At 55.2% G+C, this 14,955-nt stretch carries 15 protein-coding genes; 6 read left to right on the top strand and 9 right to left on the bottom strand.

The features are described 5' to 3' along the window. The first annotated feature begins 46 nt into the window (after nucleotides 1-46). From AB1E33_RS23675 to AB1E33_RS23655, 5 genes are read left to right on the top strand one after another with little or no spacing between them, the layout of a single operon-like run. Nucleotides 47-1,369, top strand: coding sequence for an ABC transporter substrate-binding protein (locus AB1E33_RS23675; RefSeq protein ID WP_372579700.1), 1,323 nt, complete (start codon nucleotides 47-49; stop codon nucleotides 1,367-1,369). Between the two features lie 22 nt (nucleotides 1,370-1,391). Further along, nucleotides 1,392-2,315, top strand: coding sequence for a carbohydrate ABC transporter permease (locus AB1E33_RS23670; RefSeq protein ID WP_372579699.1), 924 nt, complete (start codon nucleotides 1,392-1,394; stop codon nucleotides 2,313-2,315). Continuing rightward, the gene (locus AB1E33_RS23665) at nucleotides 2,312-3,142 is read left to right on the top strand and encodes a carbohydrate ABC transporter permease (protein WP_372579698.1); all 831 of its coding nucleotides are present in this window, start codon (nucleotides 2,312-2,314) and stop codon (nucleotides 3,140-3,142) included. The genes AB1E33_RS23670 and AB1E33_RS23665 overlap by 4 nt, the downstream gene beginning before the upstream one ends. A gap of 54 nt (nucleotides 3,143-3,196) precedes the next feature. After that, nucleotides 3,197-3,853, top strand: coding sequence for a class II aldolase/adducin family protein (locus AB1E33_RS23660; protein ID WP_372579697.1), 657 nt, complete (start codon nucleotides 3,197-3,199; stop codon nucleotides 3,851-3,853). 26 nt (nucleotides 3,854-3,879) lie between these two features. After that, nucleotides 3,880-4,962 carry an ABC transporter ATP-binding protein gene (locus tag AB1E33_RS23655; RefSeq protein WP_372579696.1) on the top strand — a complete coding sequence of 361 codons (1,083 nt, stop codon included), beginning with the start codon at nucleotides 3,880-3,882 and terminating at the stop codon, nucleotides 4,960-4,962. A gap of 62 nt (nucleotides 4,963-5,024) precedes the next feature. Here the strand turns inward: AB1E33_RS23655 and AB1E33_RS23650 are convergent, their stop codons facing one another. The 8 genes from AB1E33_RS23650 to AB1E33_RS23615 all read right to left on the bottom strand — a co-directional run bounded on the left by AB1E33_RS23650 (nucleotide 5,025) and on the right by AB1E33_RS23615 (nucleotide 12,782). Further along, entirely contained in the window at nucleotides 5,025-5,213 is a 189-nt protein-coding gene (locus tag AB1E33_RS23650; RefSeq protein WP_372579695.1) for a transposase, read from the bottom strand. A gap of 87 nt (nucleotides 5,214-5,300) precedes the next feature. Beyond that, the gene (locus tag AB1E33_RS23645) at nucleotides 5,301-5,981 is read right to left on the bottom strand and encodes a class II aldolase/adducin family protein (RefSeq protein WP_372579694.1); all 681 of its coding nucleotides are present in this window, start codon (nucleotides 5,979-5,981) and stop codon (nucleotides 5,301-5,303) included. Continuing rightward, nucleotides 5,981-7,396: an FGGY family carbohydrate kinase gene (locus tag AB1E33_RS23640; RefSeq protein ID WP_372579726.1), complete on the bottom strand. Its 1,416-nt coding sequence runs from the start codon at nucleotides 7,394-7,396 to the stop codon at nucleotides 5,981-5,983. The genes AB1E33_RS23645 and AB1E33_RS23640 overlap by 1 nt, the downstream gene beginning before the upstream one ends. A 67-nt stretch (nucleotides 7,397-7,463) precedes the next feature. Then, nucleotides 7,464-8,312, bottom strand: coding sequence for a sugar phosphate isomerase/epimerase family protein (locus AB1E33_RS23635; RefSeq protein ID WP_372579693.1), 849 nt, complete (start codon nucleotides 8,310-8,312; stop codon nucleotides 7,464-7,466). Nucleotides 8,313-8,314: 2 nt separating this feature from the next. Next, the gene (locus AB1E33_RS23630) at nucleotides 8,315-9,307 is read right to left on the bottom strand and encodes an ABC transporter permease (RefSeq protein ID WP_372579692.1); all 993 of its coding nucleotides are present in this window, start codon (nucleotides 9,305-9,307) and stop codon (nucleotides 8,315-8,317) included. Then, a complete protein-coding gene (locus AB1E33_RS23625; RefSeq protein ID WP_372579691.1) occupies nucleotides 9,304-10,311 on the bottom strand; it encodes an ABC transporter permease in 1,008 nt (335 codons plus the stop codon). The genes AB1E33_RS23630 and AB1E33_RS23625 overlap by 4 nt, the downstream gene beginning before the upstream one ends. Next, a complete protein-coding gene (locus AB1E33_RS23620) occupies nucleotides 10,304-11,809 on the bottom strand; it encodes a sugar ABC transporter ATP-binding protein (protein ID WP_372579690.1) in 1,506 nt (501 codons plus the stop codon). Before AB1E33_RS23620 ends, AB1E33_RS23625 begins: the two co-directional genes overlap by 8 nt. A gap of 64 nt (nucleotides 11,810-11,873) precedes the next feature. Continuing rightward, nucleotides 11,874-12,782, bottom strand: coding sequence for a substrate-binding domain-containing protein (locus AB1E33_RS23615; protein ID WP_372579689.1), 909 nt, complete (start codon nucleotides 12,780-12,782; stop codon nucleotides 11,874-11,876). A 209-nt stretch (nucleotides 12,783-12,991) separates the two neighbouring features. Here AB1E33_RS23615 and AB1E33_RS23610 point away from each other — a divergent pair, with 209 nt between their 5' ends. Beyond that, nucleotides 12,992-14,053 carry a LacI family DNA-binding transcriptional regulator gene (locus AB1E33_RS23610; RefSeq protein WP_372579688.1) on the top strand — a complete coding sequence of 354 codons (1,062 nt, stop codon included), beginning with the start codon at nucleotides 12,992-12,994 and terminating at the stop codon, nucleotides 14,051-14,053. 492 nt (nucleotides 14,054-14,545) lie between these two features. Here AB1E33_RS23610 and AB1E33_RS23605 read toward each other — a convergent pair whose 3' ends face one another. Further along, nucleotides 14,546-14,914, bottom strand: coding sequence for a VOC family protein (locus tag AB1E33_RS23605; protein WP_372579687.1), 369 nt, complete (start codon nucleotides 14,912-14,914; stop codon nucleotides 14,546-14,548). Between the last annotated feature and the right edge of the window lie 41 nt (nucleotides 14,915-14,955).

The following is a 14,955-nucleotide window of genomic DNA, read 5'->3' as shown; positions in this document are numbered from 1 at the left end:
TACCTGCTGCTGTGATCTACATTGCACCGATATGGAGGAGAACCACATGAAACGAGTCACGTTGACGGGGTTGGTTGGCTCTGCAGCCGTTGTTTGCATGTCCGGTTCTGCGCTAGCTCAGGATAAGACCGTAGTTACCGTGTGGGACCAGTTTTTTTCGGATGCACCCAATGCGCTGATGGATAGCTTCGTAGCCGAATTCGAAGCGGCGCATCCGGGCGTCAACATTGAAAGGAACGTCCTCGATACCGATGCAATCCGCGCTACGCTGCCCACCGCTCTCGCCTCCGGCTCTGGCCCTGATCTTTTCTACTACGATGCTGGGCCGGCGTTTTTGGGGCCACTCGTAGATGCCGGGCTCGTCGCAGACCTGAGTGATGAATACGAGACTCTGGGTTGGGACGAATTACTTGTTGATTGGGCTGTCGAACGCGTGACGTTTAACGATCGCATCTGGGGAGTTCCCAATGAAATTGAATACACCAATGTGTACTTTAACAAAAACCTGCTTGATGATCTTGGCCTGGGAAATCTGATCGTTTCTGCCGCCGGGAACGAAAATCTGCTGACGCTCAATTCTATGGATGATTTCGCCACAATTCTGACTGCGGCCAAGGATTCAGGTTTGGTTCCTGTGTCATTCGGAAACCGAGACCCGGGCCGTGGCGGGCACTTGTTTTCCTACTTCCTGACCCTCACGGCTGGTAAAGATTTTGTTGACAATATCCTGTTTGGCGACGGTACTTGGGACGCGCCCGAGGTTGTTGCTGCATGGGAACTTTATAAGCAATACAATGATGAAGGGTTTTATACCCCGTCAGCGAACGCGATTTCCTACGATGAGGGAAATGCGCTATTCTTCAATAACCGCGCTGGGACCAACATAACGGGAACCTGGTTGGTCGCGGATGTGATGGACCAGGTCGCAGATCCGGAAAGTATCGACTTTTTGCTTCTGCCGTCTGTGAATGACGACCTCCCACTGAGCGCAGCTGCTGGCATCGGTTCTACATTCGCGATTTCGGAAAGCTCGGACAACAAAGACATCGCTCTTGAGTTCCTTGATTTCATCATGAGCAAGGAAGCTGGCCAGCGCTGGCTTGAAGACGCGAGCATCGTCCCGCCAATAGCGGATCTTAACTCACAGGATTTCGATCTCAGTCCTATGATGCAACGTGTCGTGATGGGTGCAAGTCTGCCGTTGTCTTACAATCTAGACGTGGTCATGCCCTCCGAATGGAACGACGCAATGAAGTCCGGCACGCAATCGCTGTTAGACGGTTCGTCAACCGCACAAGATGTGGCGAAAGCCCAGCAGACTGCTTGGGAAACAGCCAAATCCGAAGGTCGAATTTGGAAGGCAAAGTAATCGCTTAACTGACTGAAAAATCATGCAGTCAAAGACCTATTCTAGCAGTAAGGCTTTCGATGAGGGCAGGCGCAAAAAGGCTCTTGCCCTCATCGGTCGATATGCTTTGTTTCTTGGGCCTGCTCTGCTGGTATATTTGCCTTTCTTACTTTACCCGCTAGTTCAGACATTTGTCCTTTCGTTTCACGAGTGGAACGGTGTTTCCGAGGCTAAACTCTTTGTAGGTTTGGACAATTTCCGACGCGCCTTTGACGACGACATATTCCGAATTTCGATCACCAACAATGGAATCTGGGTCGTTGCCTCAATCGCTCTGCCGATGTTCTTCGGACTAATCCTCGCCGTAATGCTTTCGAAAGTTCAAACCGGGCAGCGTGTTTACACGGGAGTTTTTTTTGCACCCGTCGTAATCAACCTGATCGTTGTCGGGCTGGTCTGGGGGTTAATCTATAATCCGCTCGTCGGACCTCTTGGCCAATTCTTCCGCGCGATCGGTTACCCCCAGCTCGCACAAGGCTGGCTTGGCAACACCAGCACTGCGACACCTGCGATCGTATTGGCAGGCAATTGGACATTTTTTGGCTTTTGCACAGTTATCTTTTTGCAAGGATTGCGCACGGTCAATCCCGAACAGATCGAAGCCGCGATGATGGATGGCGCCGGTGCAGTGCAACGTTTCAGGTATGTGACCGTACCTGCCCTGTCCAATCAGGTGACATTACTGGTGGTGATTAGCGTGATCGGATCCTTCAAAGTCTTCGATATCGTTTACGTCATGACAAAAGGAGGGCCCAGCCACGCCAGCGAAGTCATTGCCACCTACATGTATTGGCAGTCTTTCGAAAATGGCCGCCAAGGCTATGGAGCGGCGCTTGCCGTGCTTCTGACACTGTTGGTGGCCGGGGCTTCTATTGCTCTTGTTTCCCTTCGGGAGCGTCAAAATTGATTGAACGAAAGCAGCTCAACATCTTGCTCTTGCATGTATTGCTGACCTTCTTCGCTCTCGCCACGTTATTCCCTATTCTGATTATTGGTCTGATGGCCTTCAAAACGAACAATGAGATTTTTGCTGCGCCTCTTCGCCCACCTGATGTCTGGCGATTTAGTCAAATTGCTGACGCTTGGGTCCAAGGCAATTTCAAGACCTACTATCTCAACTCAATTATGGTTTCTGTGCCCACTGTTCTTATTGTGGTTTCTTGCTCAACGCTTGCTGCCTACGGTTTGGTTTTTGCGCGGTTAAAAGGAAGCAGAATAATGCTGGGCCTATTTTTGTTGGGTCTTATCATGCCGCTTCAGGCCGTGGTCATTCCATTGTTTCACCTGCAAGTTGCACTGGGCCTGCTGAACACACATTTCGGTCTCGTGTTGGCGCAAGCCGCGGTTGGAATGCCGTTTGGGGTCTTTCTGATGCGCTCGTTTATGTCGGGACTTCCTAGAGAAATCATTGAAGCCGCCAGAATTGATGGCGCGACAGATGTCGAAATTCTTCGCCGAGTCGTGTTGCCCATAAGCACAGCGCCGGCAATGACTTTGGCTACGCTTCAGTTCATGTATTCTTGGAATGATTTCTTGCTCCCACTGATGTTGCTGCAAGACCCGGAAATGCGCACAGTCACATTGGGTCTGTTTTACCTTCAGGGCGGCACCTACACGCTCAACTACACCATGATCAGCGCAGGAGTATTGATCACTTCTGCACCTATTATGGTCGTATTCTTTGCACTCCAGCGACAGTTTATCGCTGGCGCGACCATTGGAGCGGTCAAATGATCAGCTTTGCCGCACTCACAACACCGAATTTGTGCCTCGAAAAGGAACTTCGAAATGTCAGATTCTTCGATTAGACAAGTTATCATTGAGCACTGTCTTTTGATGAATAAGAACGGCCTAAATCAAGGCGTTTCCGGCAATATCAGCGTACGCTTCGAAAACAGCATGCTGATCACGCCCACATCCGTCCCGTACGACCAAATGAGCGCGGAAGACATAGTTGAAATGCCAATGGATGGAGAATACGGTACCTGGTTTGGTCCCAAAGCACCCTCCAGCGAATGGCGCTTCCATCTTGACATCATGCTGTCACGAAAGGACGTAGAAGCCATTGTTCATGTGCACCCGATGTATTGCACCAGTTTGGCAATCTCGCGCCGGGAAATCCCCGCGTGTCACTACATGATCGCCGCATTTGGCGGCATCAACGTTAGGTGCGCGGACTATGCGACATATGGCACGGAAGAACTCTCGACAAATGCGCTGGCTGCGTTAGAAGATCGCTCCGCCTGCCTATTGTCCAACCACGGATCAATAGCAACAGGGCACTCACTGCCGAATGCGATGTGGCGTGCTGTCGAACTGGAAACTATCGCCCACCAGTATTTTAATTCGTTGATGATCGGCAATCCTGTAGTTCTGTCTGATGACTTGATCGAGGAAACGCGCATCAAAGGTTTTTCCCACAATTACACTGGGCAAATCTGTTGAATCAATCAAATTGAGGGAAATTCGTCGTGGCGGGTGTCAGGCTTGAGAATGTTTCCAAACACTTTGGGAAATTAGAAGTTTTGCACGACATAAACTTGTCAATTGAAGATGGTGAGTTCGTGGTTTTCGTCGGGCCATCCGGGTCGGGTAAATCCACGCTGCTAAGAGCAATTGCAGGTCTTGAAAACATTAGCTCGGGCCGATTGTTGATCGATGACGTAGACGTCTCAAACGTTGATCCATCGCAGCGCGGTGTGGCAATGGTGTTTCAATCCTATGCGCTGTATCCGCATATGAGCGTGCAAGACAACATGGGGTTTTCATTGCTGATCTCGCGTGCACCCAAGGCAGAGCGTGATGACCGCACTAAAGCTGCTGCGCAAATTCTGAAAATCGATCACCTCCTTGCTCGCACGCCTGGTAAGTTATCGGGAGGTCAGCGCCAACGCGTCGCGATTGGTCGCGCAATCGTTCGGGAGCCCAAAGTCTTTTTACTCGATGAGCCCCTTTCAAATCTCGATGCAGCGTTACGTGTCGGCATGCGTGCGGAGCTTGCCAAACTGCACCGCCGCCTCGGCGCAACCATGATCTATGTCACTCACGACCAGACCGAGGCCATGACGTTGGCTGACAAGATCGTAGTCATTGACAAGGGAGCGATTCAGCAGATTGGCGCTCCTATTGAGTTGTATTCCAACCCGGTAAACCTGTTCGTTGCGCAGTTTCTTGGCTCACCCTGCATGAACATTCTGAATGTGACGCTCATAAAAAAAACCAATTCGACTCTTGTCGTGACGGCGCCAAATGTAGGCGAATTTACAATTGCGGCAAACGGTGTCGGCATTGGATATGGTACGGCTTTGAAGCTCGGCTTTCGTCCCGCGAGCGTCAGCATATCAGAGAATAGTGAAGGAGCCTGTGCGATAGTGCAGGTGGTTGAGCGCTTAGGAGACCAAACAATATGTGTGTGCACACTAGCATGCGGAAGTGACGTCACAGCTACGATGTCCGGGGATTGGCCAATCAAGCCCGGGGCAGACGTGTGTCTGGCGATCAATCAAGATCGTCTTCATTTATTTCATGCTGAATCGTGTGAGACGATCAACTGAGACAATTAGTAAGGGACCGTGTTGCATTGATCAGAATTGAGGCGGACTGGTCACCTACCCAATCAATTCAGACGACATGTTTTGCGCGCTTTCCTGGTGCCGTGCTTTTCTTCGTGCCAGCCGTTGTCGCCATGCACCTTCAGACCCGTACTGTCCACAATGAGGGTGATTGGCTTATTCGACCCACGCCTAACTTGAGAAACTGTTAGGCCCCTGCCGCTTCGGGAGAGCGTCGAGTAATCCAATACCACAATGGCACATCAAGGCCAGCAGAGGCGCCTACACCTTCAGAACTCATGGCATTCTTCGACCCTCGTTCGTTTCTGCCGCGCTTCATTTTAGTCGCGTGACCGCGCGACGTCGTTGCTGCCTTCGGGCTCGGGACCGTGGCCATAACTCATTCGCTTCATCTGATCGATCACCCGGAGCATTTCCTCATCCGACAACACCGGTGGGTCGCCAAGCGGCAGCGCTTGAACGTAAAGGCGAGACAGTGTCTCAACCTCGGTCGCCAGCCAGAGTGTTTCGTCGAGCGTCTTGCCAATCGAGATCTGGCCATGTTGGCCCAGCAGACATGCACGTCGCCCGTCAAGCGCGGCAAGTGCCGCGTCGGAAAGCTCCTGCGTTCCGAAGGTCGCGTATTCGGAACACTGAATAGATGTCCCCCCTGCAATGCCAACCATATAGTGGAAGGCCGGAATGTGCCGGTGATGGCACGCCAGCGTGGTTGCATAGACCGAGTGGCAATGCAGAACGATGTCGATATCTGCGCGGTGCTTAAGGATGTCCCGGTGGAACCGCCATTCCGATGAAGGTCTGCCCCCGACATAAGTGCCAGAGAAATCCATCTCTACCAGATCGACCGGCTGCATCTTGTCATAAGGCAGCGACGACGGAGTGATCAGAAAGCCGTCACCGCAGCGGGCCGAAAGGTTGCCGGATGTGCCTTGGTTTATACCGGTGGCGTTCATCTGTCGGCAGGTGTCGATCATGCGTTCGCGAAGTTCCTTTTCAGTCATTATGATCTGCCTCTCTTGTTTTCGGCAGCCATGCGCCACCGACTGGCATAGTCTTCAAGCCCTGGAATCGCGATGGCCTGCACGGTTTCAAGCGAGAGCGACGGCGGCGTCACCGAGACCCTTTGGTTTGCAAGGCGCACCGCACCCGCGACCACGCCCTGCGTTTCATGCGATGCTTCAGTAGGCCTGCCCGGGCAAAGCGCGGCGACCAACGGCGCGTAGAGCGGCTCTTTCAGGAACGTCCCATCTAGGATCAGCCGCGTGCCACCCTTCAGCACGTCGACGCAGGTTACCGTCAACATCGCGGCGTGCAATACGGCAAGCGCAGTGCGCTCGGCCTGTGTCTCGGGCGGTGGGCCCGAGATTTTGCCCTGTCGCGCAGACCCTGGAAACTGCCCTTCGTTTTGACCGAAACTAGGATGAGCCATGGTGCCCCGTGCAACCAGCTTGGCCAAAACATCTGCCGCAGCGATTTGGCCGTTCCATTCTGCTCCTGCGATGCCCGAGAACTCGCGCCCTCCCATCGTCAAAGCGCCGCCAACCGGATTACCCTCCATATCGGCGTTGATCGTTGTCCCGCGTTTCTGATCGAGTGTCGCCGTATCGGCTTCCCTCGACAACGCAACGACCCAGGTTCCGGTCGATACGAGCGTAAAGTCGGTCATTCCGGCGGCAAGATACCGAAAGAAATTCGCTGTCGAGTCATGCGCGCCTGTCAGAACGATCATGTCTTCGGGCAAGCCAAATCGCCGCGCAAGGTCCTTGCGAACTGGTCCGAGTGGCGCCCAGGCTGGCCGGAAATCCGGCATCAACTTTTGCCAGCCCCGGTCTTGGACAATCGGTGCCCAGCGTCGTTGCGGCACGTTCCACAAATGCGATTGCGCGCCCATTGCAGAGTATTCTGAGGCTGCTATGCCAGTCAGCCACCAGCCCCAGAATTGCGCGATGTTCAGGTAATGCCGTGCTCTGCCAAATGCAGTTGGATCCGCGCGCTCCATCCAAAGAATCTGACGCGCCGCATGCGTGGACGCCATCATGACCGGACTACCGCGATCCTCGAAAGTTCCGGCCATAGCCCGGTATTCGTCGTCAATCTCAACCGGGCATGATTGCTCGTAATCAATCATCGGCAAAGCACAGCCCACGCCCGCTCCCTCGGGATTTTGAACGACGAGCACGCCGCCTGATCCGTGCCCAACCGGGACAAGGGTTTGAATCGGATACTGCTTGCAAAGCTCGGAAAGCGCATTCCCCAGCCAGATCGCAAGCTTGTTCAGGTCATGGTGACGCCATGGCGGACCGTTCAGAACACCGTTTCCAACGGATCGATTTTCAAGCAATGTGCCGTCCTGCCGGGCGACCCAAAGGTCGACGTTGGTTTTGCCGACGTCGAGAACCGCGATATCGCCGACCACAGTCAACGGCTTATCACGGGGCGTGCCACAAAGAGACGATTTGCCCGATTTGGATGCTTCGCTGGGTTCATATCAGACGGTACTGCACTGCCTTGTTCCGCAAGAACGGTAGCCCCTTGTCCATGACGTCCTCGAAGGATGGGGCGACCGGGCGCCAAACGGCAAGGCCATAGCCGATCTGAGGTGGCATGTTAATGAAGCTCTCCATGGCAAGCCCGCCCTTGAACCCGATGGCAGCAAGTGTGGCATAGACTTCGTTCCAATCGCAGGTGCCTTCGCCCGGCGTACCGCGATCGCTTTCGGACAGGTGGATGTAGCGAAGATGCTCTCGGGCATCGAGGATACCGTTGCCGGCGCCCTTTTCCTCGATATTCATGTGATAGGTGTCGAGATGGATGAAGATGTTATCCGCACCCACTTTTTCGATCATCTCAACTGCTTGCCTGCTGGTGTTTATTAGGTGGTTCTCGTACCGATTGACCGGTTCGATCCCAAAAGCGATACCAAGACTCTTGGCATGTTTAGCCGCCGCCTCTAAAGCGCGGGCAATGTTGTCGTATTCTGCTTCGGTCGGAGGCGCGCCGGTGCGCTCTCCAATGCCGCCATAGGTGACCCCCGACAGGGCTTCTGCACCCATCTCTTTCGTCTTGTTCATCGCGTCGATCAGGTGCGAGATGGCCCCGTCCGGATTCACGGACGCCCAGTTTGCCTCAGGCAGGCCCAATGAGCAGACGGCGCGCAACCCGTGCTTGACCAGCAGATCGCGCGTGTGCCCGGCGTCGACAATGCTTGTATCTAAGAGTGCGATTTCGATGAAATCCATCTTGTATGCCGCGGCCGCCGGTATCGTCCGCTCGGCTCCTTCGCGATCCCAATGCATGGTCCACATGCTCGTATGTACGCCGAAACCTTCCATTATCATGTTCCTCTTCGTCTTTTGTGTCGCCACCATACCTCAGCCCATCGAAGCGCCATGACACCGATCAGGAACAGGCCCCAAACTGCAGTTGACAGGTGTTGGTTCGCCCCGATCAGGTTCAAACCGGATGACAAGGCCTGCAGGATCATCAGCGCCAAGACCACGGACAGGACGCGCCCGAACCCGCCGAACGGATCGATCCCACCCAGAAAGCACGCAAGAACAGTGACCAGAAGCAGGGCCTCGCCATGGCCGACACGAACCGAGTTAAAACGCGCGGCCATCAGAATACCCGCGACAGCGCAAATCATACCGGAGATAGCATAGATCATCACCAGGGTACGGCGCGTGTGAAGTCCCGAATACTCCGCAGCTTCGATATTCGAGCCAATCATGTAGACCGAAAACCCGTGTCTCGATCGCTTCAACATGATGTGCCAGACAAGCGCGGCAAGAAGAAACACGATCATCGGAACGGGGATGCCGCCCAAGCTGCCATGACCAAGAACATTCATGTATTCAGGGAAGCCGGAGATATCGCCACCCCGTGTTAGGAATTCGCCCAGCCCGCGTAAAAAGATCATCATGGCAAGCGAGACGAGAATAGGATGTGCACCCACGTAAGCCACAACCGCGCCCATCAGGGCGCCCGAGGCCGCTCCGGTCATTAGAGCAAGCGCACCGCCCAGAACAAACGCGCCGAACCCGGCATCCGGCCCTCCGAATTGGATCAGAACCCACGCCAGCGCAAGGCCCGAGATGTTGGCCTGGAATATGATGGCAAGATTCAATCCGCCCGAAAGGATCGGTACGAGCATGGCGAGCGTCAGAAGGCCCAAAACCGGCATTTGAAAGGCCATGGATCGCAGATTCGCGCCCGTCAAAAAGAGCGGCGTTGCTAGCGAGAATGCGACAAAGACTACGCCGAGAAATGCCAACAGCGGCAATGTCTCTGCGCCTAGAGCCGCATTTATCCTCGCGCGCAGGGTCATGTCGTCTCTGCCTTCGCGGGTGCCGCAGCCTCGCGCGCGCGCCAACGGAAGCTCAGGTTCGAGGAAGAGATTGCCAGAAGAATTGCCGCGCCGATGATCATTTGGAAGGCAAAAGGTGAAATTCCAATCAGGTTCAGGCCGTTCTGCGTGATCGCGACGAACATCACGCCGAGGATGCAGCCAAGCACTGTGCCGCGCCCGCCACCAAGCCGCGCGCCGCCCAAAACAACTGCGGCCAGCACATCCAACTCGCGGCCATATAGAGCGTTCGGCACCACCTCTTGAGCAATGTTGACCTGCATCAGCCCACCGATGCCGGCCATCATCCCACACCATCCAAAGGCGACGATCTGCATTTGCCAGATGTTGACGCCGGCCCGGCGCGCGCCCTCGGGATTATCACCGAAGGCATAAAGCTGTCGGCCAAGGGTTGTCAGGCGAATCAAAGCCCACGTCACGACGACGCAGGCGATCATGACCGCAACCGAGAGGTTCAATTCTGCCCAAGTGCCGTCCGCTGCCTGACGTTCGAAGACAAAGATGCGGTCTGTCCACCAGTCGGGCAGATTGTAGATGTTCCGGCCGCGCGTGAAGAACATCAACAGCCCGAAGAACGCATTGAATGTGGCGATGGTGATGACGATGGAAATTACCCTAAACCCATGGATGAGAAGTGCATTAATCAGCCCCAGACCAATCCCGAGCACGCCCGCAACAACAAATCCGATGGCCCAGTTGCCACCTCCGATCCCCATGAAAATCTGCGCAGCTACATATTGAACGACCGAGGCCGCCACCGCGAAAGAGATGTCGATCCCTCCCGCAATCAGGACAACCAGAAGGCCAACGGCCCAGATCAGGTTCACGGCATTATTATTCAGAAGCGACGTGATGTTGCCCATCGTCAGGAACGTGTCGGTGCCAAGCGAAAGACCAATGATCAGCAAAAGCAGCACAACGGAAAGCCGTGTTTCTACGGGGTGAGCGCGAAAAACGTCAGGCATAAATCCGCGCCTCCAGATCGGGGACACTTGTGGCATGCGGGTCGTATTCGCCCACGATCCGGCCATCGGCCATGTGCAACACGCGATCCGCGTTAAACATCACCTCGGTCACCTCGTCCGAAATCAAAAGGATCGCCAACCCTTTATCGGCCAACCGCCGCACGATGCGAAAGATGCCGACGCGCGCACCGACATCGACACCCACTGTCGGGCTATCGAGGATCAAGAGGCGCGGTTCGGTTGCCAGCCATTTCGCCAAAACGACCCGTTGCTGATTGCCACCCGAAAGCGTCGAGACAGCGTCCTCGGGTCGACCGATCTTGACCGCAAGTTCGTCGATCCAATGGCGCACAAGCTCCGACTGGCGCCTGGAGGACAGCAACCCGAGCCCATCGAGAATGCGGTCGAGCACGGAGATGACCGTGTTGTCCGAAATGGATTGTGGCTGGATTAGTCCAAGTGAAAGCCGGTCTTCCGACACATAGGCAACGCCGCGCGCGATCGAGTCGCGGATCGATGAGAAACGGACCGGGGCCCCTTCCAGTCGTGTTTCACCAGCATCCGGCTGGCACATCCCGATCAAGGCATGGGCCAGTTCGGTCCGGCCCGCGCCGATCAGACCGGTCAGGCCCAGCACCTCTCCCCGCCGGATGGTCAGAGACACCTCCTGAAATTCCCCGTGCCGGGATAGACCGTGAACTTCCAGAACCGGTTCGGCTGCTGAACGGTCCTGCGCACTGACGCTCTGCTCCAGCAATGCACCTGTCATGAGTTCCCCCAGGCGGGATTGCGTCATCCCTTCTGTCGGAAAAACGCCGACTAACTTGCCGTCCCGCAGCACCGTGACACGTTTCGAGATATCAATCACTTCTGCCAGTCGGTGACTGACAAATACGACAGCAATCCCTTGCAACGAAAGCGCTCGCACAACGTCCAGAAGCGCATCCGTTTCGCTTTGTGTGAGAGAAGACGTCGGCTCATCCATGAAGACAAGCCGGGCGTCACCCAACAGTGCCCGCGCGATGGCCACGATCTGGCGCTGCGCAATCGGCAGGTCACCCAGGCGCGTGTCCAGGTCGAGTGGCACGTTCAAACGATCGAGAACCGCCTGGACACGGCCCTTGTATCGGTTTCCCAAACTGAGACGCGGCATCACGCCCACCATCTCGTCAAATGCGATGTTCTCGGCAACGGTCATATGTGGAAAAAGCGCCAGGTCCTGCCAGATGACCGCGATCCCCAGAGCCCGCGCCTTCGTTGGCGAGATTGAGGCAAGCGACCGCCCGAACATCTCGATCTCGGTACCGAGATCAGGCGTGTAGACGCCTGTCACAATCTTTATGAGGGTCGACTTTCCGCAGCCATTTTCGCCTGCAAGGCAATGCACTTCGCCTGCGCGTACTTCGAAATCGACGGACTGCAATGCCTGTACACCGCCAAAGGTTTTCGAAACGTTTCGCAGCTTCAGCGCCGGGACCGTGTCTGGATCGGATGTCATTATATTTCTGAGCCTTGATGGAGACCCGCGCGCTGTCGGATCTCCACAATTGGTGAAAAAGGTGTCAGAGTCCCTTCGCCGCCAGCTCGTCAACAGTGCTCTTGTTAATCTCGAGCAGGTTGTCGGTAATGATGTTGCGAGTCGCCGCATCGGGACTGACAGCACCCAGGCCCTCGATCTCGGTGCCCTCGCTGATTTCCTCACCGTTGACCAGCATGTCGCCGAGGGTCACGAAGACGCGGCCCGCCTCAGCCGGGTTCCACATGAAACCGCCCGAAATGACGTCGTCTTTCAAGAGCTTCTGTCCCTGGCCCGGCGAGAACGGCCCAAGCACGTGAACCTTGCCGCCAAGGCGACGCTCCTCAATAGCGCGGCCTGCACCGATGGGGCCCTGACTGCCGAACGCGAGGAAGCCGCGCAGATCAGGATTGGCCGCGATCAGGTCAAGCGCGGTCGAGCGGCTGTCATCGACGCTCTCGGCCACGCCGTAGCGGTCGCCTACCGGCTGCAGCTTGTCGGCACAATTCTCTGCCAACCATGCGATTCCGGCATCGGCCCAGGCGTTGTGCAGTGGCACCGTCAGCGAGCCGACATACACCGCATACGTGCCCGGCTCTTGCGTTTTTTCACACAGCAGCTTGGCATGCGCTTCACCAAAACCGTCAGCAGAGGCCAATTCGAAGTTCCAGTCGACATTGTTCAGACCGGGTCCCTCATGAGCGATGACTGTGATCCCGGCATCCATGGCTTTCTTCAATACCGGCTCCAGCGCCGCCTCGTCATTCGGCACGACGCCAATCACGTTCACGCCTTTTGCAATCAAGTCCTCGATCGCGCGCACTTGTAGAGCAGGGTCAGCCGAGGTCGGGCCGATCATTTCGGCGCTGACGCCAAGCTCGGCCGCGCGCTCCTTAATGCCCTCTTCCATGGCGTTGAACCACGGGATGCCGCCAATCTTGACCACGATTCCCATTGTAGTCTCTGCGAAAGCAGTTGTTCCTGTAAGGGCAAGAGCGCAGACGGACGCTGCGAGTATCGTCTTTATTTTCATGTCTTCCTCCCAGAACGACCAACGTTTGAAAAACGCAGTCAAGCAGATTGCACCATCGATTGTCCTTGTTGCGCAATCGATGGTGCTTAGGCTATATGGAAAGTGGTGATCCTGTCAAAGGGGAACATTGAGTGCCAACAACCGCGTCCAAAAAACAAATTACGATTTATGATATCGCGGATCGAGCGGGGACCTCGGCCAGTACCGTCGGAGCGGTTCTGAATGGTTCGTGGCGCAATCGCCGCATTAGCGAAAAACGCGCTGAAACTATTCGACAGATTGCCGAAGAGATGGGGTATGCGCCAAACATGCAGGCCCGTGCCTTGCGAAGCGTTCGATCGCGCATGATCGGTATGATTCTTCCCATGTATGAAAACCGATATTTCGGGGCCATCGCCGAGCGTTTCGAAATGGAGGCAAGGGCCCGAGGGCTTTTGCCAATGACATCATGCACACGCCGCGAGCCCGATTTGGAGCTGGCCACGGTTCGGCAGATGCTGTCCTACAATGTCGATCGTATCGTTTGTACCGGCGCAACCGACCCGGACGGCATCGCCCGTATTTGTGACGCCCAAGGGGTGCCAACGATCAATCTGGACCTACCCGGCACAGCGGCGCCGTCGATCATATCTGACAACTATACCGGCGCATACAAGTTGACGGCCGCGCTCATAGATCGGGCCAACGCCGTCGGGAGCAACTGGCAAAACGATTTCCTATTCGTAGGAGGCCGACCCACTGATCACAACACTAGTGAGCGTATCCGTGGGTTCCGTGAAGCCATCACAGATGCGGGGGCATTGCCAACCGAAGAGAACATAATGGCTTGCGGCTACGCCGCGGCCAAATCGAAAGCTGCATTGTCAGCGAAAGTCGAAAGTACAGGCCGCATGCCGACGGCAATGTTCGTGAATTCGACGGTTTCGCTGGAAGGTGTCTTTGACTGGTTGGGGCAACACCACAGAAAGGCGCTTGATACAATCCTTTTTGGAAGTTTCGACTGGGATCCGTTTGCCCAATATACAGCTCAGAACCTGTTTTCGGTTCGTCAGGATGTCCCTTCCATGCTTGACGCGATGTTTCGTATCATCGACAGCGAGCCGCCTCACGAGGCCGAAGTAATTCAGGTGGAACCCATCGTCATATCGTATAGAACGCGAGAACACGCTCCGGCACGAGCAACCGAACGGTGATTGCGGTGACAACACCGAATAAGACAAACTATAACAAACTTGAGACGCGTGACATCTAATGAACAGCGACCGTGTTGCATGGATCTAGATCGGAACGAGAGGTCCCCTTTCCCCATGTAGCTATGACACGCACGCGTAGACTGCACGACCGGTTTGGGTCATGCGGTTCAGGGCCTTTACAGCGATTTGCATTTCGACGTGTTGCGTCTCCAGAACTCTGTCGTGAAGTCTTGGCCCGATGACCTGCTTGTAACGACCGATTTGCGCCTCGGCGCGTGACCTCGGATTGAAAACTGTGGCCTTTTGCCAGGCCAATCGACCTATGGTTCAGATCGTCTCCAGATGAATTGCCGTAATGCGGCTTTGAAGGTGTAGACGCCGCATGATCTGGGTTTTGCTCAACTTTAGCGGCGGGTGAAGTTAGTGTTTTTCCCGTGAGACAAATTCATGAACGTTGCCATCCGGGTCCGAAAAGAACCCGATGTATTCACCTCAAGGCATCTTGGTTGGTTCCGATACCAAGCGAGCACCCCTTTCCACGATCGCTGCGTAGGCTTCGTCCACTTGGGCGTCGGTGTCAAAGTAGAATCCCAACCCGACACCAGAACCTGTCCGAGTCCCGTCAAAACCGCTGTCTCCGAGAGCTTCCAACATGCTGGATCGGCTGACCAAACCAAGGTTTGTTGGGGTCGAGACGAAATTGGCGAACTCACCTTGCTCAAATGCGACTTCAAGCTTTAGCACATCCCGGTAAAAATCGTGCATTTCCGGGTAGTTATCAGTATGAAGCGTGACCAGCTCAATCGCCATGTTAGGCAATTTTGTTTCGGCCTGGAGGCCGCCTGCAAAAGTCGTGGTCATAGCGATCCCCAAACACAGATATCGAAGGTTTTCATGGTTTT

This window comes from Ruegeria hyattellae (assembly GCF_041537925.1).
Lineage (GTDB): Bacteria > Pseudomonadota > Alphaproteobacteria > Rhodobacterales > Rhodobacteraceae > Ruegeria_C.
Note: the sequence above shows the minus strand (reverse complement) of the source record. Positions and strands in the feature narration are given on the sequence as shown.